The sequence below is a fragment of the Halolamina salina genome (assembly GCF_054653455.1).
In genome coordinates, this window is sequence record NZ_BAAIGE010000002.1 from 1308676 (window position 1) to 1330652 (window position 21977).

Here is a 21977-nt window from a genome sequence, read left to right on the forward strand (position 1 = left end):
CGGCGCGATGTGCCAAGACGGAAGTACCAGCAGTCCCCTTCGGTGACCATGCACGACTGGCTGGCCCAGCGGGCGCGGAGCACGCCCGACCGGGAGGCCCTCGTCAACGCGAGTTCGGGCAACGCGTGGACGTACGCGACGCTGGACGAGACGGTCGACGAGATGGCGGGGCGGCTCTCCGCGCTGGGGGTCGCCGAGGGCGACCACCTCGCGGCGGTCATGGAGACCGGCGTCGAGGAGGTCTGCCTGATCCACGCCGCGATGCGGCTCGGCGCGGTGCTGGTGCCGCTGCCGCCGGAGTTCACGCCGCCGGAGCTGGCCGACCGCTTCGACCGCGCCGACGTGGACGCGGTCGTCTGCGACGCCGATACGGAGTCGCAGGTCCGCGGGGCCGTCGAGGGTGCCGAGCCGTGGCTCCCCGTGTTCACGATCGACGAGGCCGACTGGAGCGACGCGACGCCGCTCTCGGACGCCGAGCCCGGGTCGTTCACCCCGGCGACGTGGGAGCGAGGGGACACCCAGCTACTGCTGTTCACGTCGGGAACCACCGGCGACGCCAAGGCAGTGACGTTGACGATGGGGAACCTGCTCGCGAGCGCCACCGCCAGCGCGTTCCGGCTGGGGATCGACCCGGCGGACCGCTGGCTGGTGCCGCTCTCGCTCCACCACATGGGCGGGATCGCCCCCGTCCTCCGCTCGACGCTGTACGGGACGACGGTGATCGTCCGCGAGTCGTTCGACCCGGGCGGCACCGTCGACGACCTGCGCGAGTACGACGCCACCTGCATCTCGCTGGTGCCGACGATGCTGCGCCGAATGCTGGAGTCGCGCGGCACGCTGCCGGACAGCCTGCGGTTCGTGCTCGTCGGCGGCGCGCCCTGCCCCGAGGAGCTGATCGAGCGCTGCCGGGACTACTCGGTGCCGATCTGTCCGACGTACGGGATGACCGAGACGGCCTCGCAGGTCGCGACCGCGCGCCACGAGGAGGCGTACGACCACCCCGACACCGTCGGTCGGCCGCTGCTCTGGACCGACGTGACCGTCGTCGACTCCGCTGGCAGCCCGGTCGAGCCCGGCGAGTCGGGCGAACTGGTGGTCCGCGGGCCGACCGTGACGCCGGGGTACTACGGCGACCCCGCGGCGACGGGCGAGGCCATCGGCGCCCACGGTCTCCACACCGGGGACGTGGGGTATCGCGACGAGGAGGGGCGGCTGTACGTGCTGAACAGGCTGGACGACCGCATCCTCACTGGCGGGGAGAACGTCGACCCCGGCGAGGTCGTCGAGGCGATCCGGACCCACCCCGGCATCGAGGACGCCGCCGTCGTGGGGCTGGACGACGAGGAGTGGGGCGAGCAGGTCGCCGCGCTGCTCGTCCCGACCGAGGACGGCGTTGACGTCGACGACCTCGAGGCCCACCTGCGCGAGCGCCTCGCGGGCTTCAAGCTCCCGCGGACGATCGGGACCGCCGAGGAACTCCCCCGGACCGTCTCCGGCACCGTCGAACGCGACGCCGTCCGGGAGCGACTGCGCGAGGACGACACGGTCTCGATCGGCCGCGACCAGCCGAGTGCCCGTGCCGCAAGCGACGCCGAGAGCGTCCGCGCGGTCGCTCGCGAGGCGTCCGAGGACGAACCGACCGAACTCCCCGAGAGCGAGGAGCCGTCGGACGGGGAGACGGACGACTCCGACCGGGCCGCCGACACGGAGCCGGCGCTGGATCGGGAGCCGGCCGCCGCCGGGGAGAGCGTGACCGAGGACGCCGGCTCGGCTCGCCCGCCGCTCGGCGACGATCGGGAGGGTGACGGCGCGCTCGACGTGACCGACGCCGCGGAGGAGACGCGACTGGGCGGCGCCGCGCTCTCCTCGCCGCACGACACCGTCGACGCAGCGAGCGATCGACTCACCGGCGGTGCAGTCGGAGAGCCGTCAGGCTCCGACGACGAGATCGAAACGGACGACGAGGGAGTGACAGTCGACGCCGACACCGTGAACCGCGAACCGGAGGAGGACGGACGCGACGACGAAGGTGGGGAGGTCGATGACTGGGACGCCGACGGAGGGGACGCCCCGGACGGTGACGCCGCGAACGAAGACGCCGAGGACCCAGCCTCGGACGGCACGTAGCCGGAAACGGCGGACCACGGGGGGGCAGTTCTGGGTGGCTTTTTGCCCGCTCGCGCCCATCGTGGGGTATGGATCTGCTCGACGAGGGGATCGTCCCCGAGCACGCACGCGAGGCGAAAGCCGAGGCCAGAGCGTTCGCGGAGGACGAGATCATGCCCGTCGCCGCCGAGAAGTTCGACGCCGGCGAGTACCCGTGGGACGTGCTGGAGGCCGGGATGGACGCCGGCCTCGTCGCCGCCGACCTGCCCGAGGAACTCGGCGGCCGGGGGTTCGACATCCAGCAGATCCTCGCGATCGCCGAGGAGTTCTACCGCGCCGACGCCGGGATCGGGCTGACGCTGATGCTCGCCTCCTTCGGCTGTGAGCTGGTCGAACAGTACGGCAGCGAGGAGCAACACGAGAAGTACCTCCGACCGGTCGCACAGAACGACCAGATCTCCGGGCTCGCGGTGTCAGAGCCGGAGACCGGCTCCGACCTCGCGGGGATGAGCACTACCGCGGAGAAAGACGGCGACGAGTGGGTGCTCAACGGCGAGAAGTACTGGGTCGGCAACGCCGTCGAGGGCGACTGGCTCACCGTCTACGCCAAGACCGGCGACCGCGACGACCGCTACGGCAACTACTCGCTGTTCATCGTCGAGACCGACACCGACGGCTACGAGGCCGAGCACATCCCCGAGAAGATGGGGATGCGCGCCTCCAAGCAGGGCCATATCGTGTTCGACGACTGCCGGATCCCCGAGGAGAACCTCGTCGGCAGCGAGGGCGGCGGCTTCTACGCGCTGGCGGACTTCTTCAACCACGGCCGCGTCGTCGTCGGCGGCCACGGGCTGGGGATCGCCGCCGCCGCGATCGAGGAGGCCGAGGCGTTCGTTCACGAGCGCGAGGGGTTCGGCCGCAACATCAACGAGTTTCAGTCGGTCCAGCACATCCTCGCGGACATGCAGACGGAGTTCCGCGCGGCCCGCGCGCTGAACTGGCAGGCCGCCGAGAAGGTCAAGAACCACGACAACCCCGGCTACTGGGCGGCGATGGCCAAGACGAAGTCCACCGAGGTCGCCGTCGACGTGGCCGAGCGCGGGATGCAGCTCCACGGCGGCCGCTCGATCTTCACCGACCGCCGGATCGCCCGCGCGTACCGCGACGCCCGCATCCCCGTGATCTACGAGGGGGCCAACGAGATCCAGCGGAACCTGATATACCGCCAGACGCCGCGGTAGGCGTCGCTCCTTCCCCGTCCGTTTTCACACGCCGAGTTCGTCCTGCACGATCTCGATCCCGTCTTGCACGGCCGCCATCGACACCGAGCGGTCGCGCTCGACGGAGAACAGACAGCCCCGCTTCGGGCCATCGCTGACCCGGACCACCCACGAGCGTTCGAACGTCCGGACGACCGCCTCCAGACTCCCAAGCCGGAACGACGACTCGACGGCCGGCGCGTCGAGCTGGTGGACGATGCTGTTGTCGACGACCGCCCTGATCTCGTCGTCGCTGTACTGCGCCGCCACGTCCTCCCGGAGGGAGTGATCGAACTCCCCGCTGTCGTACCTGATGACCCCACGGAGTGCGGTCCCCAGCCGGTCCGCGAGGGCGGCGTGGATCGTCCCGGCGTCGATCTCACCCATAGCGGCGACTCTTTCTGTAGGGGCAAAAAGCTCCGTATCCCCGCCGCCGCCCGGAGAAAGAACTACGGTGATTCCCACGTCCGGTAGGGCCATGGACACGCTCACCGGCGGCGAGGCGGTCGTCGCACAGCTCGAGCGCGAGGGGGTCGACGTGGCGTTCGGCATCCCGGGCGTCCACACGCTCGAGATCTACGACGCGCTGCTCGACAGCGGGATCGACCACGTCACCACCCGCCACGAGCAGGGTGCGGGGTTCGGCGCCGACGGCTACGCGCGGGCGACCGGCCGCGTCGGCGTCTGCTTCGTCATCACCGGTCCCGGCCTCACCAACGTCGCGACCGCGGTCGGGCAGGCGTACTCCGACTCCTCGCCGATGCTGGTGATCTCCACGACGAACGCGACCAACGAGGCCGACCGCGGGAAAGGCCACCTCCACGAGCTCAAGGACCAGCAGGGCGTGATGGAGTCGATCGCCGCCGAGAGCTACCACGTCGACCGCGTCGCAGACGTGCCGGAAGCGATCGCCGACGCGTTCGACTACCTCGACCGCCACCGACCCCGGCCCGTCCACGTCCAGATCCCGACGGACGTGCTCGAACGCGCGGAGCCGGTGGAACTGGTCGACCGGACGCCCGCCACGCCGCCCGGCCCGGACACGGAGCGCGTCGAAACCGCGACCGAGATGCTCGCCGACGCGGAGCGTCCCCTGCTCGTCGTCGGCGGCGGCACCGTCGACGCCGCCGACTCGATGCGGGCGTTCGTCGACGAGACCGAGATGCCCGTAATCACGACCGCCGCCGGGAAAGGCGTCGTCCCCGCGGATCACGACTGCTGTGTCGCGACGGCGCTGGGCCACGAGCCGGCGGCCGAGTTCGTCGCGAGCCGGGACCTCGTGCTCGCTGTCGGGACGGAGTTGAGCGCACAGGACACGGGCGACACCCCCCTCCCCGACGAGCTGATCCACGTCGACATCGACCCGACGGATATCGGGAACAACCACGAGACGGCGATGGGGATCGTCGGCGACGCGGGAGCGACGCTCGACGCGCTCACCGAGCGAGTGAGTGAGCGCCGCCTCTCCTTCGACGGCCCGGCCGAGGCCGCCGACGCGGGGCCGGAGCCGCTCTCGATCGGTGTCGAGGACGACCGCCTGCATCTGCTCGCCGTGCTCCGGGAGGCGCTCGACGACGACGCGGTGGTCGTCAACGACATGACGAAGGTGAGCTACGCCGCGCGGACGCGGTTCCCGACAGGCGCGCCCAGATCGTTCCTGTTCCCGCGGGGGTTCGGGACGCTGGGGTTCAGCGCGCCCGCGGCGTTCGGCGCCGCGATCGGCACGGACCGGCAGGTAGTGTCGCTGGTCGGCGACGGCGGGTCGCTGTTCACGATCGGCGACCTCGCGACCGCGGTGCAGTACGACCTCGGCGTGCCGATCGTCCTCTGCAACGACGACTCCTACGACATCCTCGAGGACGTCCAGCGCCGGGACTACGGCCGGACGATGGCGACCGACATCGAGAACCCCGACTTCGTCGAGATGGCCGAGAGCTTCGGCGCCGCCGCACGGCGGATCGAGTTCGAGGACGCCGCCGACGAACTGCCCGACGCGCTCACCGCGGCGTTCGACCGCGACCGGCCGACGCTGATCGAGGTCCCCGTCGAGTTCTGACAACGCTGAAGGACCCCCGGCCGCATGAGCACCTATGCGACTGCAGGAGTACTGGGGCGTCGGCCCGAAGACGGCCGACCTGCTCGAAGCCGAGTTGGGGGTCGAGCGTGCGGTGCGCGCGATCGAGTCCGCGGACGTGAGCACGCTCGTCGACGCCGGGCTCCCGCGCGGCCGGGCGACGCGCATCCTCCGCCGGGCCACGGGCGCGGCCGGGCTGGACACGCTGGGCACCGGTGACGCCCGCGACGTGTACGGTGACCTGCTCGAACTGGCCGCGGGCGAGGCACTGACTGACGGCGCGGCCGACCGAATCCGCGTGCTCACGCCACTTGCGAGCCACGAGGCCGCCGACGAACGGCTGGACCGCATCGACCGAGCACGCGAGGTGTGGTCCGGACTCGAGGAGGAGGACCAAGAGCGCGTGATCGACGCGTTCGACAGCTACGACGAGGCCGGCGGCGGCCGCCGCGCGGCCGTCGAGGCCGCGCTCGAACTCCGGCGCGTGGGCACGAGCGAGGGCGGCCCGTTCGAGCGGCTGGCCGAACTCGACGCCGACGCGCTCGAGGCCGCCGTCGACGCGCTGGCGGCCGTCGAGGGCGAGTTCGGCGACGGTGACGAGCCGCTGTCGGTCGGGGAGGGCGCCGACGACCGGCTCGACACGCTCCGGACCCAACTCGCCGCCGCGAGGCGGCTGGACGACGCCGCGCTCGACGTGCTGGAGACCGTCCGCGGGCAGGGCGTCCGGTCGCTGGAGGAGTTCCAGCGCGCGGTGATCTCCTACGTCGCCGAGGAGACCGGCGTGACCGCGAGCGAGGTCCGGTCGGTCGCACCCGACGAGGCCCGCGACGAGACCGACTTCGTCTCGGCGACGCTGCGCGCCCTGGTCGCCGATCTGGAGGGGCAGGTCGCCGACCGCGAGGCGGCCGTGGCGACCGACCTCCGGGAGACGCTGGACGACGCCGGCGGGGGGATCGAGGCCGCGGTGGACGCGGTCGGCGAACTCGCCTTCGACCTCTCGATCGCCCGCTTCGCCGCGAGACACGACCTGACGCGGCCCGTGCTGGTCGAGGACGGCCTCGCGGTCCGGAACGCCCGGAACCTCTTCGTCGAGGGAGAGGTCCAGCCGGTCACCTACGGCGTCGGGACGCACTCTGTGTCGGGAGGCGAGGCGGACCCGCCCTCGGGCGACCGCGTGGCGGTCCTGACGGGCGCGAACTCCGGCGGGAAGACGACGCTGCTGGAGACGCTCTGTGGCGTCGCGCTGCTGGCGGCGATGGGGCTGCCCGTCCCCGCCGAGCGCGCGGAGGTCGGCAGGTTCGACACGGTCGTGTTCCACCGTCGGCACGCCTCGTTCAACGCGGGCGTGCTGGAGTCGACGCTGCGCTCGGTCGTGCCGCCGCTGACGGGCGAGGGCCGGGCGCTGATGCTGGTCGACGAGTTCGAGGCGATCACCGAGCCCGGCCGGGCGGCGGACCTGCTGAACGGGCTGGTGGATCTGACCGTCGACCGCGGCGCGCTGGGCGTGTTCGTCACCCACCTCGCGGAGGACCTCTCGCCGCTGCCGGAGACCGCTCGGATCGACGGCATCTTCGCCGAGGGGCTGACCGACGACCTCGGCCTGCGCGTCGACTACCAGCCCCGGTTCGGCACCGTCGGGCGCTCGACGCCGGAGTTCATCGTCTCGCGGCTGGTCGCGAACGCGGGCGACCGCGACGAGCGCGCGGCGTTCCGCTCGCTCGCGGCCGCGGTCGGAGAAGAGGCGGTCCAGCGGACGCTGTCGGACGCGGAGTGGCAGGATTAGCGCCGGAGCAGCACCAGCGCGAGCCCGCCGCCGCCGAGGACGATCCCGCCGCTGACGAGCAGGCCGGTCACGTCGTCGTTGCCGGCGGGCGCGTCGGTCGGCGTCGTCGAGTCGGTGGCCCTCGGGTCGGCCTCGGAGACGAACAGCGTCCCGACGTCGCTGTTGCCGTCCGCTCCGGCAGCCGCGACTTGGAGGTCGTACTCGCCGGCGTCGAGTGCGGCCGGGAGGCTGTCCTCCGAGCGGACGCTGAGCTCGTCGCCGCTGGAGACGCTGACCGTCTCGCCCTCGCGACCGGCGAGTTCGGTGTCGAAGTAGACGGTCGCCTCCCCGTCGCCGTCGGCGTCGCGGACCTGCAGATCGAGCACGTAGCCCGCGGCCTCGCTACCGACGGTGAGCGTCGCAGTATCGGCGCCGTCGAACCGGATATCGATCGTGGCCACGTCACCGCGGACGGTGTCGACCACCGACTCGGTCAGTTCGACGGCCGCGCCCTCGTCGGAGCCGTTCGAGCCGGGGGTCGCCGTCGTCGTCTGTTCGGGGATTGGCGTCGGCGTGTCGCTCGGCGGCGTGTCCGCACAGTCGCCGCCACACCGGACCACTTCGGCCTCGGCGGTGGCGGAGTTCGTCCCGTCCTCGGTGCTGGCCTCGACGCTGAACGTCGCCCCCGCGTCGAGGAACGAGAAGTTGAACGCGGTGGCCCACGTGCCGTCCTCGGTCACGACCGCCGTCGAGGTGCGGAAGAAGTTGGGCCGGGTGTCGCCGGTCGACCGGAGGGAGACGACGATCTCGGTCCCCGTCGGCTCCGCGGCCGTGCCGGAGACGACCTGCGTGCTGCCGTTGGCGACTGTCACCGCGTCGCCCTCGTAGTCGATGGCGACGCCGTCGTCGGGTTCGGGCGTCGGTTCGACACAGCCGCCGTCACAGGCGACAATCTCGCCGGTCGCGTTGGCCGTCGCGTCGCCCGCCTCGACGGTCACGTTGAACGTCCCGCCGGCGGTCTGCTCCGAGAAGTCGAACGTGGCGCTCCACGTCCCGTTGCCGTCGACGGTCGCCGACTCGGTCTTGAAGAACTTCGGCTGAGTGTCGCCGGTCGCACGGATGCGAATTTCGACGGACTCGCCCTCGGGGAGGTCGGCCGTACCGGAGATCGTCTGCGCGCTCCCGTTGGCTACCGTGACCGACTCGCCCTCGTAGTCGATGCCGACGCCGGCTTGTGTGTCGGCGCCGGCTGGCGCGACGAGCGTCGGTAGCAGCACCGAGAGCGCCACGAGACCCGCGAGGGCGAGCGCACGGTACCGTCCGTTCATCGGTCCCACCTCCGCCGCTGGCGGGTAGTCGGTGTGTCCGGTTCGAGTGTGGTCCGTGGCTGTGCCGTGGAGGGCATACGCGAATCGTGGGACCGGGTTACCGAAAAACGGCCGATAGCTTCGACGCGATTTTACGCTACTGGCACCGTTCGGAGGGTTGATAGCTCCGGGGATCGTTCGCCCGGCGATGGCGTCCCGTTGGACCGAGGACTCCGGCCGACGACTCAGCCGCCGTCGGGCGATCACGCTCGGTGGCGGCGCCGTCGCCGCGGCGCTCGCGGCGGTGGGACTCCCGGGCCGGTCCGCCCGGTCCGAGGGGGTACTCGCCGACGAGTCGAACCCCGTCGAAGGGATCCACGGCATCGGCGTCACCGGGGAGGGCGTCCGCGTCGGCGTGCTCGATCCGACCGGGTTCGACCCCGGACACCCCGCGCTGGTGGACTCCGTGACCGGGCTGCGGGCGTTCGACGGCTCCCCCGTGGTCGTCGACGGCGGGAGCCACGGCACCGCGGTGGCGGCGACGGTCGCCCGCGCCGCGCCCGACGCCGACCTGTTGCTCGCAGGGTTCGAGCGCGCGTCGGGGTTCGGACGTGCGCTCGAGTGGTTCGAGGAGATGAGCGTGGACGTGGCGCTCGCGCCCGTCGCGGCCCACGGCCCGGCCGCCGTCGGCGGCGGCGCGGTGAACCGCGCCGCGGCGGCGGCAGTCGAGGCGGGAATCACGCTCGTCGCGCCCACGGGCAACGCGGCGCGCGGGCACTGGCAGGGGCCGCTCGGATCGATCGCGTCGACGGGCGAGTCCTCGGCGCTGCTGGAGGTGGAGTCACGCGACGGCGACGAGCCGCCGGTGGGGAGTCTCACCGCGTGGCTGGGCTGTCGAACCGCGGAGCCGCCGGAGCTTTCCCTCGCGCTCGTCCGCCGAACCCAGACCGGCGACGGCCGGCAGTTGATCGCGCTCTCGAGCGCCGAGCGGCCGGGGCTGGAGCGGCTGACGGCCGAACTCGAACCCGGTCGGTACGCACTGGAGGTCAGGCTGCCGGAGCGGTCGTCGGTCCCCGAGGAGCTGTCGACGGCGCCCGTGACGGTGACGACGCCGAGCCACCGACTCTCGCCCGCGCGGCCGGCCGGGAGCGTCGCCGCGCCCGCCAGCGCCCCCGGGGTCGTCGGCGTCGGCGCGCTCGGTGCCGACGGCGCCGCGGCCTACAGCGGACGCGGGCCGGCGCCGGACGGCGGCCTCGGCGTCGATCTCGTCGCCGAGCCGCGCTCCTGGCCGACGGCCGAGGACCCCGGGACCTCCGGCGCGGCCGCACAGGTCGCCGGCGTGGCGGCGCTGGTCGCCGACGCCCGGGGAGACGAGGCTGAGGGGGCGGAACCCGTCGGCGCGTTCCTGCGGGCGACAGCGACCTCGGCCGACGACCAGACCCGCCCCACGTTCGCCACCGGCCACGGCGTCGTCGATCCGCTGGCGGCGGTCCGCCGCGCGCGCCGATCCGACTAAAACGACGTTTTGAGCCACACCGGGATTGATGTGGCCGCTGCCCACAGTACCGGTATGTCGTCTCCGATCGCCCGGCTCGGCTCGCAGTCGTTCGGTGGCGAAACCGAGCCGACAGTGGTCGACGTGAGCGGCGACGACGCCGACGCCGTGCTGGACGCACTGAGCTCCGACACCGCGCGGGCGCTGTACTGCGAGATCGACGAGGAGCCGGCCCCGCCGTCGGTGTTGGCGCGGCGGCTCGACAGCTCGGTCCAGAACGTCCACTACCACCTCTCGAACCTCGAAGCGGCCGGGCTCGTTCAGGTCGTCGGCAGCGACTACTCCGAGAAGGGCAACGAGATGGACGTCTACGGCGTCGCCGCCGACCCGATCGTGCTGGCCGCCGGCGCGACCCCGGAGGAGCGCTCAACGCTCCGGCAGCTGCTCGCGGACTGGACCACCGGCGTCGCCGCCATCGGGCTGGTGAGCGTCGCCATCCAACTGCTCGCCGTCCGACTCGTCGGCAGCGGGAGCGGCGTGTTCGAACCGGCCTCGCCGGGGCTTCCCGACGACGCGGTCCTCCCCTGGCTGGCGGAGGCGGTCGCGGCGCCCGGCCTGCTGTTCTTCGTCGGCGGCGTGGCGGTGCTCACCGTCGCGATCGCGCTGGAGCTGCTGGGGGAGTAGCGCCGTTCGGCGGTAGTCTCATATGACTGTTTACCCAACAGTGCCGCGTGTACGAGTCGCGGGATCGGACCGACACCGTGTTGCTGGTCATGGCTTCAGGCCGTGACCGCGATCTCCTCAGCGATCGGCTCGAAACCGGGGGCGGCTACGAGGTGCTGACACCGACGGAGTCGGCGACGCTCCCGGCGTACGACGCCTGTCTGATCGACGGGGACTCCCTCGAACAGTACGAGGACGCCCTCCGGCAGCGCAAGCGGGACGCCGACGCCTACCTCCCACACCTGTTGCTGGACGGGGCGGACACCGAGCCGCCCCAACCGTCGGCGTCCGAGGACCCCATCGACGACCCGCTCATCGACGACGTGCTGAGCCGCCCCGTCGACGAGGGGACGCTCGTCCGCCGGATCGAGAACCTCCTCGCGACCCGCCGGGCGTCGGTCGCGCTGGCCGACCGCGAACTGCAGTACCGGCAACTGGTCGAGCTCACCCCGCAGGCGGTCCTGCTGGTCGACGACGGGCGGATCGTCTACGCCAACGCCGCCGCGGTCGAGCTGTTCGACGCGGCGAGCACGGAACTGCGCGGCGAGCACGTCACCCGGTTCGTCGACGAGGCGGGTGAGACCGCGCTGACGGCGCTGCTGGACGCGGTCCCGCCCGCCGGTGAGGGCGCCTCTGAGTTCATCGACGTGCGGTTCGAGACCGTCGACGGCCGGCACATCGACGGCGAAGCCGCCGGCATCCGGGTCAGCTACCGTGACACCGAGGTGGTCCAACTGCTCGTCCGCGACCAGACCGACGCCCGGCGCCGTGAGGACCGGCTCCAGCTGTTCGGCCGTGCGGTGGAGGCGGCCAACCACGGGATCACCGTCGCCGACGTACGCGCCGACGACGAGCCGCTGATCTTCGCCAACGCCGGCTTCACCCGGATCACCGGCTACCCGCTCGGGGAGGTCCTCGGCCGGAACTGTCGGTTCCTGCAGGGGGAGAACACCGACCAGTCGACGGTCGATCGGCTCAGAGCCGCGATCGACGCCGGCGAGCCCGCCTCGGAGGACCTGCTCAACTACCGCCGGGACGGCACCCCGTTCTGGAACCGGCTGGACCTCGTCCCCATCCACGACGACGACGGCGAGCTGTCCTACTACCTCGGCCTCCAGCGCGACATCACCGAACAGATACAGAACGAACAGCGCCTCGCGGTGCTCGACCGCATCCTGCGACACAACGTCCGGAACAAGACCAACGTCATCCGAGGGTACGCCGAGACGATCGCCCAAGGAGAAGCCGATCCGGTGACGGCGGCCGAGCGCATCGTCGACGCCGCGGACGAGCTGTACACGATCAGCGAGCAGGTCCGCGAGTTCGACACCGTCGTCCGGAACACCGAGGAATCGATCGACGTGGTGCAGTTGGACGCAGTCGTCGGCGAGGGAGTGGCGGCGCTCCGCGAGGAGTTCCCCGGCGCCGACGTGCAGTTCCGGGCTTCGGGCTCGGTCGCGGTCCACGCCAACCCCACGCTCCGGGCAGCACTCCAGAACCTCCTCTACCAACTCGGCGACGCCGACCAGCCGGCCGCGGAGATCACGCTGGTCGGGGAGGGTACTGATGTCCGCCTCGAAGTGCGCGACCGCGGGGGCGCGATCCCGCCGGAGGAACTCGAACTGGTGTCGGCCCGGTCGGAGACGCCGCTGGAGCACTTACAGGGACTCGAGCTCTGGCTGCTGCGCTGGGCCGTCGAACAGTCCGGCGGCGAGTTCACCCTCGGCGACGCCGACGGCGACCCGCTGATCCGGATGCGGTTCCCCGCGGCCGACCGCGAGCCGCCGCTTCGAGATTCGTAACGGTCCCCGGCGGCCGGACCCATCGACGTGTACACCAGCGTCGAGGCCAGAGCCGAGGGATTCAAGGTCGTGCCTATCCCCTTCTCCACCGATGCGTCAGGACCACCTCGTCGCCGCGGGACAGCTCTCCCGGGCCGACGTCGAGCGGCTGCTCGACCGCGCGGCCGAGTTCGACGCCGCGCTCGACGCCGGCGGCGACCTCCCCGCCAGCTACCCCGAGAAGCTGCTCGCACTGTGTTTCTACGAGCCGAGCACGCGCACCAAGATGTCGTTCGAGGCCGCGATGAAGCGGCTCGGCGGCGACGTCGTCGACATGGGCGGCGTCGACGCCTCCTCGGTGAAGAAAGGCGAGAGCCTCGCCGACACGGTCCGGGTGATCGAGGGGTACGCCGACGGCCTCGTGCTTCGCCACCCCCGCGAGGGCGCCGCGAAGATGGCCGCGGAGTTCGTCGACGCGCCGGTGATCAACGCCGGCGACGGCGCGGGCCACCACCCGAGTCAGACGCTGCTCGACCTCTACACCATCCGGGAGTCCGCGGGGCTTGACGACCTCACGATCGGCATCGTCGGCGACCTGAAGTACGGCCGGACGGTCCACTCCCTCGCGACCGCGCTGACGGAGTTCGACGCGCGGATGCACTTCGTCAGCCCGGAGTCGCTGCGGCTTCCGCGATCGGTCCGGTTCGACCTCCACGAGGCCGGCGCACAGGTCCGGGAGCACACCGAACTCGAGGAGGTGCTGCCCGAACTCGACGTGCTGTACGTCACGCGCATCCAGCGGGAGCGCTTCCCCGACGAGGACGAGTACCAGAAAGTCGCCGGGGAGTACCGGATCGACGCGGAGACGCTCGACGCCGCCCGCGACGACCTGACGGTGATGCACCCGCTGCCCCGCGTCGACGAGATCGCCCCCGAGATCGACGACACCGAGCACGCCGACTACTTCGAGCAGGCCCACAACGGCGTCCCGGTCCGGATGGCACTGCTCGATCTCCTGTTCCAGAACCATGAGTGATCACGAACTCCGCGTCTCGAAGATCCGCGACGGCACCGTGCTCGACCACCTCCCCGGCGGCAGCGCGCTGAACGTGCTCGCGATGCTGGGGATCGACGGCAGCGAGGGCACCGGCGTCAGCGTCGCGATGAACGTTCCCTCCGACCGCCTCGGCACCAAGGACGTGGTGAAAGTCGAGGAGCGCGAACTCTCCCAGGCCGAAGTGGACGTGCTCTCGCTGATCGCGCCGCGGGCGACGGTGAACATCGTCCGGGAGTACGACGTTCGGGAGAAGAAGCAGGCCGAACGCCCGTCGTCGGTGTCGGGCGTGCTGGCCTGCCCGAACAGTAGCTGCATCACCAACGCCGACGAGCCGGTCGAGAGCCGCTTCGACGTGCTCGACGACGGCGTGCGCTGTGGCTACTGCGAAGAGATCATCCGCGAAGGGATCGCGGACCACCTGGACGTGGCCTGAGGCGTCGCAGGAGTTTTTCGACACTGACCGTGATTTATACCGTTTCCGAGGTGGAGTCCGCGCGTGACTGTCACTCTCTCCCAAAGTTATTTGTCATTTAGTGATCACCATTGGAGTATGTCAGAAGCGGCAGAATCCGACGGTCCTGAAGTGTTGGGGTCCGGTATTCGAATCCCCGAGTACTATCTTCGAAAGAGAGGGGAGGCGCTTTCGAACGAAGAAGTGACCCAGCATCTCGGCAGTATTCGGAACCAACTCGAGGAGTATCTGGAGCCCGACGAGCCTCTCGAAGCCGTCTACTCCGGGATCGGAACGTCCTTCGGCGGGGCGGGAAGCGGGCTATACGTGTTCGGGGCGACTGACCGCCGGTTCGTCATCCTCGATCAGAACGGACGGTTCGCCGAGGTGGACTACGACGCGGTGACGACGATCGACCGGGAGACGGACGTGTTCAGTTACGAAGTGGACACCTCTCGGCTACGTGAGATCGGAATAGGGGGCGGGGCCATGCTCGTCTTCATCGTCCTGATGAACGTGTTCACTCAGCCCGTTTTTGCGCTCGGCTTCATTCTGAGTTTCTTCGGCACGGCCTACATGATAAACCGCCACTGGAAGGAGAGCAAGCGTCTCCACATCCCCTTCTACGAGGTCGTGATCCGTACGCCCAACAGCACCGACCGAAGCGTCGAGGTCGAAGCCGACACGGACTGGGTGCTCGGGACGACCGACGTCAACGTTCGAGAGTCGGAGTCCGAGCGGTACGTGATTCGGCAGTGGATGAGTCCCGAAGAAGCACCCGACACCGGCGGCACCGGGATCGAATACGACGGCGTGGAGACGTTCGGCGACGGCACCGTCGAGGAGCCGCGAGATCTCGAGACCCGCCTCTCCAAGATCGTCCGGAAACACAGAGACTGAGACCGGTCGGATTCCCTCGTCCCTGTCCTCCGATTTTGACAGAACGACCTCTCACCGCAGCGACCCCAGCGACGGCCGCCACGACAGCAGCACGACCGTCACCAGGAACACCGCGGTCGACACGTCGTAGGCGTACGTCGTCGTCGCCGCCGCGACGAACGAACCGCCGCCCAGCGCCGCCGTCCCCACCGACGCGAGGATCGGCCACGAACAGGAGATACAGGAGAACAACCCCAGCAGCCCCGACACCGCCGACCCGGACACGTCGAGCACCGTGACGTAGACGAGGTAGGCGAGCGCGAGGTAGCCGACGACGCGGGCGGGCATCAGGACCAGCCGGACGAACTCGCTTTTGAACGTGAGCGCCGGTCCCCAACCCGGCGGGAGCCAGAGCACCGAGAAGCCGGCCGAGTAGTCGAACGTCGCCGGGATCCCGGGGGCGACGACGCCGCCGGTGTACGCGAGCACCGCGAGGTAGCCGAGGGCGAGCACGCCCGCGCGGCGGACCGCCGAGGCGCTCGCGTCGGGGGCGTCAGTCCGGAGGACCACCCACAGCGAGACGTTGATCCAGAGCAGGCCGTACAGCGCGAAGCGCGGCTGGCTGACCGAGACGGTGTCGCCGAACAGCCAGTAGCCGGTCAGCGCCATCACCTCGACGTACAGGACGCCCGTCCAGAACAGGATCGTCCGGGGTTCGGGGAGAACGTCGGCGTCCACGCGGTCGAGGACGGACATCGTCACAGCGCCAGCGTGTCGAGCACGACGGCGAGCAGCACGCCGCCGAGGTAGGCGTTCGAGGCGTGGAACGCGCGGAACGCCGCCGCCTCGGTACGCTCGAAGTGGAGGCGGACGACCGCCCAGAGGAACACCCCGGCGAGGGCGATCCCGAGCGCGACGAACAGCCAGTCCAGCCCCGGGATCAGCGCCAGCGCGGCCGTCGCCGCGAGCGTCGCGCCGAGGTACCAGAGGATGTGTCGGCGCGTGGTCGTCTCGCCGCGGACGACGGGCATCATCGGGAAGCCGCCGGCCTCGTAGTCGTCCTTGTAGGCGAGCGCGAGGTTGTAGAAGTGGGCGGGCGTCCAGAGGAACACGACCGCCGCCAGCCCGACGCCGCCCCAGCCGATCTCGCCGGTCACTGCGGCCCAGCCGATCAGCGCGGGGAGCGCGCCGGCGGCGCCGCCGATGACGGTGTTCTGGACGGTGTTGGGCTTGAGGATCAGCGTGTAGACGACGCTGTAGAACGCGATCGCGATCAGCCCCAGCACCGCCGCGAGGACGTTGATCGACGCGAACAGCCCGACGGAGATCGCCGCGAGGGAGAGGCCGAACGCGACGGCGTTGCGGACCGGCACCAGATCGACCGCGAGCGGGCGGTCGCTGGTGCGCTGCATCCGGCGGTCCACGTCGCGTTCGAGGACGTGGTTGAACGTCCCGGAGGCGCCGATCGCGAGCGCGCCGCCGACCATCGTCTTCGCGACGACGGGGACGGTGAAGTTCTCGCCGCCGGCCAGCGCCATCGCCGCCGCCGCCACCAGACAGAGCAGCCACATCAGCCGGGGCTTGGTCAGCCGGGCGTACGCCAGAATCTTCGCCTTCGTCCGGGGCCACCCCGGTTCGGGGAGCGCCGGCGAGGGCGCGTCCTCGACGGGCGGGAGTTCGTCGTCGAGCGGGTCCTCCGGCTCGTCGTCGGGGTCGCCCGTGGCGGCTTCGAGCGCCCACGTCAACGCCGCGAGCACCCCGCCGAAGATGACGACGCCGACAGCGAGGTGGAGCGCAGAGACGGCCGCGGTCGGCGCCACGGTCGTCGTGGCGATGACGGCGCCGACGGCGGACTGGAGCGGGAACAACACGACTGCGAACAGGAGGGCGGCCTTCACGCGCCGGGACTCGCCGCGGCGGAACGCGAGCGCAGTAGCGCCGACGAGCAGGAGGCCGGCGCCGACGGCACCGATCCGGTGGCCGAGGGCGAACCAGCCGTCGGCGGAGGTCGGGAGCGCGAAGCCGCCGCCGCAGGCGGGCCAGCCGCGGCACGCGGTGGCGGCGTCGGTCACCGCCGTCGTCGCGCCGACGGCGACGAGGAGGTACACTCCCATCGCGGCGGCCGCGAGCAGGCCGGCGAACTGGCGGTCTGAAGTCACTACGCGAGGTAGCGCCCGGCGATACTTATCCGCTTCGCGTCTGCCCGACGGCTGGGAGCCACGGACACCGTCCGAGCGAAAATCGATCGACAGCGACCGTCGACTACCCGCGCCGCTCCAGAATCCGGTCGACGATCCGGCCCGTCGAGAGCAGTTCGTCCTCGTACTTCGGCTCCCGCGGTCCCGCACGGGCCACGTCGCAGTCGATCCCGCGGTCGTCCAGCGCGGCCGCAACCGCGTCCTCGTCGTGGTGCTGGTCGTAGCCGAGCACGATCACGTCCGGGTCGATGCGCTCGATGGGGACGAAGATGTCCGACTCGTGGCCGAGGTGTGCCTCGTCGACGGCGTCGATCGCGCCGACCACGTCCCGGCGCTGGCGGGCGGGCAGCACGGGGTCTTCCTTGTGGGAGACGTTCGAACTCCGGGCGACGATGACGTGGAGTTCGTCGCCGTGGTCGGCGGCCTCGCGGAGGTAGTGGACGTGTCCCGGGTGGAGCAGGTCGAAGGTGCCCTGTGCGACCGCGCGGGTCGGTTCGCCGCCCGTCGTCTCCCGACCGTCCCCGCTCATGGCTCGTCCCCGTCGAGGCCGAGTTCGGCGTCGATGTCCTCCTGCGTGAAGTCGAAGAACTCCTCGGGGTCGTCGAGTTCTACGTCGTACACCGGGAGGCTGCGGCGCTTGCCCTCGCGGTCGAGCGCGACCCAGTCGTCGCGGCCGTAGGGGTGGCCGACGATGATGTGGACCTGCCCCTTGCCGAACGTCGCGAGGTCGGCCTGAGAGGGCTGGAGCACGCCGTTGGGGTGGGAGTGGATCGATCCGACGGAGGAGAAGTCGTTGGGGACCATGTTGGTCTTGATCGTCGCGCTGATCGGGTTGGACTCGGTGCCGGGGATGATCAGCACGTCCGTCACGAGCAGCCCCTCGTGGTCGATCCCGAACTCCTCGGCCGGCTCCCCGCGCAGCAGCCCCATGTACTCGTCGGGGTGTGTCTCGCGGGACGCTTCGAGCGCGAACGTGAGGGCGTCGTCGGCGATGCCGACCACATCGCCCGACCGGAACAGTCCCATCTCCGGGTACTCGGTGGCGGCGCTAACTAAGGATTCCGGGACGCCCGCGGGGGCGCGTCGTGTTCGAACTGGAAGACTTAACACCCGCGACCGCCGAGTTTTCCGTATGACCGAGCACTCAGCCGGCGAGGACGCCGGCACTCCCGAGGGCGGTTCGCCCTCGGACCGTCGGGATGTTCCCGACGACGCGACCGTGGTTTACGATCTCGACGACGACTGTACGATGGACGACGTGGCGGAGGGCGCACGCTACCTCGTGACCGTCAACGGCGTCGTCGACTACGGCGTCTTCGTCGACGTCTCCGACACCGTCTCCGGGCTGGTCCACGAGTCCGGCCTCGACGGCGAGTACGAGGAGGGCGACGAGCTGGTCGTCCGACTGACCGAGATTCGGGAGAACGGCGACATCGCGTTCGAGGAGGTCGATCCCGCCGAGAACCGGGTCGTCCGCGTCGAGCACGAGCCCGAGATCACCGCCGTCGAGGAGCTCCGCCGCGGCGAGGCGGTCACCGTCGAGGGCGAGCTCACCCAGATCAAACAGACCGGCGGCCCGACCATCTTCCACGTCGGCGACGACACGGGTATCGTCGCCGCCGCCGCGTTCGAGGAGGCCGGTGTCCGGGCCTACCCCGAGGCCGAGATCGGCGACGTGGTCCGCGTGAGCGGCGAGGTCGGCCTCCACGACGGCGTCCGCCAGCTCGAAGTCGACGACATCAGCGTGCTGGCGGGCGAGAAAGCCGAGGCCGCCCGCGAGCGCCTCGACGAGGCCCGCGCCGAGCACGCCGCCCCCGAGTCGGTCGAGCCGCTGATCGAGTGGGACGCCTTCGAGAAGCTCCGACCCGACCTCGAGGAGCTCGCCCGCCTGCTCCGCCGGACGGTGCTCGAAGGGCGCCCCATCCGGGTGCGTCACCACGCCGACGGCGACGGGATGTGTGCCGCGATCCCGGTCCAGCGTGCGCTTGAGAGCTTCATCGAGTCGGTTCACGCCGACCCCGACGCCGGCCGCCACCTGCTGAAGCGCCTCCCCGCGAAGGCACCGTTCTACGAGATGGAGGACGTGACCCGCGACCTCAACTTCGCGCTCGAGGGGCGGGCCCGCCACGGCCAGCAGCTCCCGTTCCTGCTGATGCTCGACAACGGGAGCACCGAGGAGGACACCCCGGCGTACCGCAACCTCGCCCACTACGACATGCCCATCGCGGTGGTCGACCACCACCACCCCGACCCGGACGCGGTCGACCCGCTGCTCGACGCCCACGTCAACCCCTACCTCTACGACGAGGACTACAGCATCACCACGGGGATGATGTGCGTCGAACTCGCCCGCATGATCGACCCCGAGATCACGGAGGACCTCCGTCACGTCCCCGCGGTCGCCGGCGTCTCGGACCGCTCGCGGGCCGACGCGATGAGCGACTACGTCGAACTCGCCGAGGCGGAGGGGTACGACCGCGACGACCTCGACGACGTGGGCGAGGCACTGGACTACGCCGCCCACTTCCTGCGCTACTCCAGCGGCCACTCGGTCGTCAACGACGTGCTCAACGTCGGCTGTGACGACCGCGACCGCCACGAGGAGCTGGTCGAGTTCCTCGCCGACCGCGCCGAGCGCGACGTGGCCGAACAGCTCGACGCCGTCGAGGACCACGTCGAACACGAGACCCTCGAGAGCGACGCCCACCTCTACCGGATCGACCTCGATCAGTGGGCACACCGCTTCACCTACCCCGCGCCGGGGAAGACCACCGGCGAACTCCACGACACGAAGGTCGAGGAGACGGGCGACCCCGTGATCACGATCGGCTACGGGCCGGACTTCGCCGTCCTGCGGAGCGACGGCGTGCGGCTGGACATCCCCGAGATGGTCGAGGAACTGAACGAGGAGCTGCCCGGCGCCGGCGTCTCCGGCGGCGGCCACCTCGTCGTCGGCTCGATCAAGTTCGTGAAGGGCCGCCGCGAGCAGGTGATCGACGCGCTGGTCGAGAAGATGGCCGACGCCGAGATCGACGAGGCGCTCTCCTCGACCGCCGCCGCGCTGGACGACTGATCGTCGCGGCGTCGGCCTGCCGCGACGGACGATTAGGCAGCGCGGCACGCTGTCAGCCGCGCTGGACGACTGGGCAGCCGATTCTCTCCACGGTTACGACGCTCACTCCTCCCACTTCTCCACCGCCGCGAAGTCGAGCGACCGCGTCGCGACCAATACTGCGACCAGCACTGCTGCGACGGCGCCGGCGGCGAACAGCCACGTCCTGCCCGCCCCGCTGCCGCCCCGCCAGTCCGCCGCGAAGCTCTCGCGGTAGAACGCGACCGGCTCCGGGCCGTGAAGCGCGAGCGCCAACTCGCGGTTCCGGGTCGCACTGTTCTCGTTCCAGTTGAGCGACCCAACGACCGCGAGGTCGTCGTCGATCAACAGCCCCTTGGCGTGGATCTTTTCGTACCGCCCGTCAGGCTCGGAGATTCGCGCGGTGAGCGGGGCGTCGTTGCGGTCGGCCCAGTCGTTCAGCCACGCGACCAGCGCCTCGTTCTCCTCGGCGGAGTACCACGCCCCGGAGAGCAGAATCCGGACCTCGACGCCGCGCTGGGCGGCCCGCAGCGTCGCCCGCACGAGCGCGTTGTCCTCCCGGCCGAGGCTCGGCTGGAGCACGTCGACACGCGTCTCGGCGGCGTCGATCGCCGCAATCAACTCCGACTCCGCGTTGCCCGGTGCGGTCAGGAGCGTGACGTTCCTCGCGGTGACCTGCTCGGCGGGGAACTGGGTCGGGTAGCTCCCGTTCGCCGCCGGGATCGGCTCGAACCGACGGTTCTCGCGGAACGCTGTCCACGCCCGGGTGTCCGGCGCGTCGCTGTCGTTCCGGAACAGCGCCGCGAGTTCGTCGGCCGTGCTGCCGTTCTCGACGCGGACGCCCCAGCCGCGGCTCGACGCGCCGCCGACGCCCGAGGGTTTCCAGTTCTCCGAGAGCACGAGCGCCCGGCCGTCGGCGACGGCGTATTTTGGATGGTGGAATGCGAACCGGCTCGCGCCCACACCGACGACTCGGACCTCGACGCCCGCGTCGGCGAGACGGTCGAGAAGCCGGGCCTGTCGTGCCGAGGCGCCGTTGACGGGCTCTGCCTCGACGAGCACTCGGACGTCGACGCCGCGCGATTCGGCGGCGAGCAGCGCCTCGGTGACGCGCTTGGACGTGAAGCTGTACCCCGCGAGCAGGATGCGGTCGTCGGCGCGTCGGAGCGTCTCGATCGGCACGTCGGGCGAATCGGGGAGCAGGAACGCGGTCGCGTTGGCTGGCCCGGTCGCGATCGGCGGTCGGGGGTCGAGCCCGCGCGGCCGCCACTCGTCGACCGCCGGGAGGTAGCGCTCGCCCTCGGTCGTCTCGGTGTAGCGAACGCGGTGGACCGGCTCGCCGTTTCGGCGGAGCACGACCGTCTCGCCGGTGTTCGCGAGCGCGAGCGAGCCTTCGACGACCGTCGCGCCCTTGCCGGCGTTGCCACTGATGGCTTCGGGATCCGGCGTGATCAGGACTCTCCCCGATCGGTTCCGCAGGGGGACCGTCGAATCGCCGTCGGAGAGACTCCAGTTGCCGGCTTCGGGGAGTCGGACCAGCACGTACTCCCCGGCGTCGCCGTTCCGGATCGGGTCCGGGTAGAGTTCGAGCACCGCAGCGTCGTCTGACTCGGTTTCGAGTGTGGGTTCGACGGCGTCGGCGCTCCGTCCAACGGCTGCGTGACCACTCCCGGCCACCAGCGAGACGAGCAACAGGCTCACGAGGAGCAGGCGAACGGCGAACGCGCCCGGGAACGAACGCTCCCGTGAGCAGTTCTGTCGCGCCACGGGACGGCTGGTCCCGCTATCGGTGAT

General features: G+C 70.8%; 18 protein-coding genes. 11 read left to right on the forward strand and 7 right to left on the reverse strand.

Annotation, left to right across the window (positions count from 1 at the left end; translation table 11 throughout):
- The first annotated feature begins 48 nt into the window (after positions 1-48).
- Positions 49-2127, forward strand: a complete 2079-nt coding sequence (locus tag ACYQZ5_RS07215; protein ID WP_459845635.1) for a class I adenylate-forming enzyme family protein — start codon at positions 49-51, stop codon at positions 2125-2127.
- A gap of 68 nt (positions 2128-2195) precedes the next feature.
- Positions 2196-3347 (forward strand): acyl-CoA dehydrogenase family protein, encoded by a 1152-nt coding sequence (locus tag ACYQZ5_RS07220; RefSeq protein WP_379732052.1) that lies wholly within the window; start codon positions 2196-2198, stop codon positions 3345-3347.
- Positions 3348-3371: 24 nt separating this feature from the next.
- On the opposite strand, the gene ACYQZ5_RS07225 is transcribed toward ACYQZ5_RS07220, so the two are convergent.
- Entirely contained in the window at positions 3372-3752 is a 381-nt protein-coding gene (locus tag ACYQZ5_RS07225) for a DUF7522 family protein (protein WP_379732053.1), read from the reverse strand.
- Positions 3753-3843: 91 nt separating this feature from the next.
- Here ACYQZ5_RS07225 and ACYQZ5_RS07230 point away from each other — a divergent pair, with 91 nt between their 5' ends.
- Positions 3844-5421: a thiamine pyrophosphate-binding protein gene (locus tag ACYQZ5_RS07230; RefSeq protein WP_379818488.1), complete on the forward strand. Its 1578-nt coding sequence runs from the start codon at positions 3844-3846 to the stop codon at positions 5419-5421.
- A 34-nt stretch (positions 5422-5455) separates the two neighbouring features.
- Positions 5456-7222: a P-loop NTPase family protein gene (locus tag ACYQZ5_RS07235; RefSeq protein WP_459845639.1), complete on the forward strand. Its 1767-nt coding sequence runs from the start codon at positions 5456-5458 to the stop codon at positions 7220-7222.
- On the opposite strand, the gene ACYQZ5_RS07240 is transcribed toward ACYQZ5_RS07235, so the two are convergent.
- Entirely contained in the window at positions 7219-8529 is a 1311-nt protein-coding gene (locus tag ACYQZ5_RS07240; RefSeq protein WP_459845641.1) for a BGTF surface domain-containing protein, read from the reverse strand. The genes ACYQZ5_RS07235 and ACYQZ5_RS07240 overlap by 4 nt on opposite strands.
- Positions 8530-8716: 187 nt before the next feature.
- Between ACYQZ5_RS07240 and ACYQZ5_RS07245 the strand changes: the two genes are divergently transcribed.
- The 6 genes from ACYQZ5_RS07245 to ACYQZ5_RS07270 all read left to right on the forward strand — a co-directional run bounded on the left by ACYQZ5_RS07245 (position 8717) and on the right by ACYQZ5_RS07270 (position 14915).
- Positions 8717-10024 (forward strand): S8 family serine peptidase, encoded by a 1308-nt coding sequence (locus ACYQZ5_RS07245; protein WP_459845643.1) that lies wholly within the window; start codon positions 8717-8719, stop codon positions 10022-10024.
- A gap of 54 nt (positions 10025-10078) precedes the next feature.
- A complete protein-coding gene (locus tag ACYQZ5_RS07250) occupies positions 10079-10687 on the forward strand; it encodes an ArsR/SmtB family transcription factor (RefSeq protein ID WP_379731480.1) in 609 nt (202 codons plus the stop codon).
- 47 nt (positions 10688-10734) lie between these two features.
- Positions 10735-12528 (forward strand): PAS domain-containing protein, encoded by a 1794-nt coding sequence (locus tag ACYQZ5_RS07255; RefSeq protein ID WP_379731481.1) that lies wholly within the window; start codon positions 10735-10737, stop codon positions 12526-12528.
- 91 nt (positions 12529-12619) lie between these two features.
- Positions 12620-13543 (forward strand): aspartate carbamoyltransferase, encoded by a 924-nt coding sequence (gene pyrB / locus ACYQZ5_RS07260; protein ID WP_459845647.1) that lies wholly within the window; start codon positions 12620-12622, stop codon positions 13541-13543.
- Positions 13536-13997 (forward strand): aspartate carbamoyltransferase regulatory subunit, encoded by a 462-nt coding sequence (pyrI, locus tag ACYQZ5_RS07265; RefSeq protein WP_379731483.1) that lies wholly within the window; start codon positions 13536-13538, stop codon positions 13995-13997. The genes pyrB and pyrI overlap by 8 nt, the downstream gene beginning before the upstream one ends.
- Before the next feature lie 117 nt (positions 13998-14114).
- Positions 14115-14915: a hypothetical protein gene (locus tag ACYQZ5_RS07270; RefSeq protein WP_379818386.1), complete on the forward strand. Its 801-nt coding sequence runs from the start codon at positions 14115-14117 to the stop codon at positions 14913-14915.
- Positions 14916-14966: 51 nt separating this feature from the next.
- Here the strand turns inward: ACYQZ5_RS07270 and ACYQZ5_RS07275 are convergent, their stop codons facing one another.
- The 4 genes from ACYQZ5_RS07275 to ACYQZ5_RS07290 form a co-directional block, all read right to left on the reverse strand.
- A complete protein-coding gene (locus tag ACYQZ5_RS07275) occupies positions 14967-15650 on the reverse strand; it encodes a DUF7546 family protein (RefSeq protein WP_379731485.1) in 684 nt (227 codons plus the stop codon).
- Between the two features lie 2 nt (positions 15651-15652).
- Positions 15653-17008 (reverse strand): heme o synthase, encoded by a 1356-nt coding sequence (locus ACYQZ5_RS07280; RefSeq protein ID WP_459846605.1) that lies wholly within the window; start codon positions 17006-17008, stop codon positions 15653-15655.
- 148 nt (positions 17009-17156) lie between these two features.
- Positions 17157-17621, reverse strand: a complete 465-nt coding sequence (locus ACYQZ5_RS07285; RefSeq protein WP_379732617.1) for an FAD synthase family protein — start codon at positions 17619-17621, stop codon at positions 17157-17159.
- On the reverse strand, positions 17618-18118 hold the full coding sequence (locus tag ACYQZ5_RS07290; protein WP_379732616.1) for a Mov34/MPN/PAD-1 family protein: 501 nt from the start codon (positions 18116-18118) through the stop codon (positions 17618-17620). Before ACYQZ5_RS07290 ends, ACYQZ5_RS07285 begins: the two co-directional genes overlap by 4 nt.
- A gap of 106 nt (positions 18119-18224) precedes the next feature.
- Here ACYQZ5_RS07290 and han point away from each other — a divergent pair, with 106 nt between their 5' ends.
- Positions 18225-20165 carry a Hef-associated nuclease gene (han, locus tag ACYQZ5_RS07295; protein WP_459845652.1) on the forward strand — a complete coding sequence of 647 codons (1941 nt, stop codon included), beginning with the start codon at positions 18225-18227 and terminating at the stop codon, positions 20163-20165.
- A gap of 102 nt (positions 20166-20267) precedes the next feature.
- Here han and ACYQZ5_RS07300 read toward each other — a convergent pair whose 3' ends face one another.
- On the reverse strand, positions 20268-21950 hold the full coding sequence (locus tag ACYQZ5_RS07300; RefSeq protein ID WP_459845654.1) for a phospholipase D-like domain-containing protein: 1683 nt from the start codon (positions 21948-21950) through the stop codon (positions 20268-20270).
- Positions 21951-21977 lie beyond the last annotated feature (27 nt).

Excerpts from the sequence above, each read along its gene's own strand:
- ACYQZ5_RS07215 (WP_459845635.1), top strand. The coding sequence starts at position 49 with ATGCACGACTGGCTGGCCCAGCGGGCGCGGAGCACGCCCGACCGGGAG.
- ACYQZ5_RS07220 (WP_379732052.1), top strand. The coding sequence starts at position 2,196 with ATGGATCTGCTCGACGAGGGGATCGTCCCCGAGCACGCACGCGAGGCG.
- ACYQZ5_RS07225 (WP_379732053.1), bottom strand. The coding sequence starts at position 3,752 with ATGGGTGAGATCGACGCCGGGACGATCCACGCCGCCCTCGCGGACCGG.
- ACYQZ5_RS07230 (WP_379818488.1), top strand. The coding sequence starts at position 3,844 with ATGGACACGCTCACCGGCGGCGAGGCGGTCGTCGCACAGCTCGAGCGC.
- ACYQZ5_RS07235 (WP_459845639.1), top strand. The coding sequence starts at position 5,456 with ATGCGACTGCAGGAGTACTGGGGCGTCGGCCCGAAGACGGCCGACCTG.
- ACYQZ5_RS07240 (WP_459845641.1), bottom strand. The coding sequence starts at position 8,529 with ATGAACGGACGGTACCGTGCGCTCGCCCTCGCGGGTCTCGTGGCGCTC.
- ACYQZ5_RS07245 (WP_459845643.1), top strand. The coding sequence starts at position 8,717 with ATGGCGTCCCGTTGGACCGAGGACTCCGGCCGACGACTCAGCCGCCGT.
- ACYQZ5_RS07250 (WP_379731480.1), top strand. The coding sequence starts at position 10,079 with ATGTCGTCTCCGATCGCCCGGCTCGGCTCGCAGTCGTTCGGTGGCGAA.
- pyrB (WP_459845647.1), top strand. The coding sequence starts at position 12,620 with ATGCGTCAGGACCACCTCGTCGCCGCGGGACAGCTCTCCCGGGCCGAC.
- pyrI (WP_379731483.1), top strand. The coding sequence starts at position 13,536 with ATGAGTGATCACGAACTCCGCGTCTCGAAGATCCGCGACGGCACCGTG.
- ACYQZ5_RS07270 (WP_379818386.1), top strand. The coding sequence starts at position 14,115 with ATGTCAGAAGCGGCAGAATCCGACGGTCCTGAAGTGTTGGGGTCCGGT.
- ACYQZ5_RS07275 (WP_379731485.1), bottom strand. The coding sequence starts at position 15,650 with ATGTCCGTCCTCGACCGCGTGGACGCCGACGTTCTCCCCGAACCCCGG.
- ACYQZ5_RS07280 (WP_459846605.1), bottom strand. The coding sequence starts at position 17,008 with ATGGGAGTGTACCTCCTCGTCGCCGTCGGCGCGACGACGGCGGTGACC.
- ACYQZ5_RS07285 (WP_379732617.1), bottom strand. The coding sequence starts at position 17,621 with ATGAGCGGGGACGGTCGGGAGACGACGGGCGGCGAACCGACCCGCGCG.
- ACYQZ5_RS07290 (WP_379732616.1), bottom strand. The coding sequence starts at position 18,118 with ATGGGACTGTTCCGGTCGGGCGATGTGGTCGGCATCGCCGACGACGCC.
- han (WP_459845652.1), top strand. The coding sequence starts at position 18,225 with ATGACCGAGCACTCAGCCGGCGAGGACGCCGGCACTCCCGAGGGCGGT.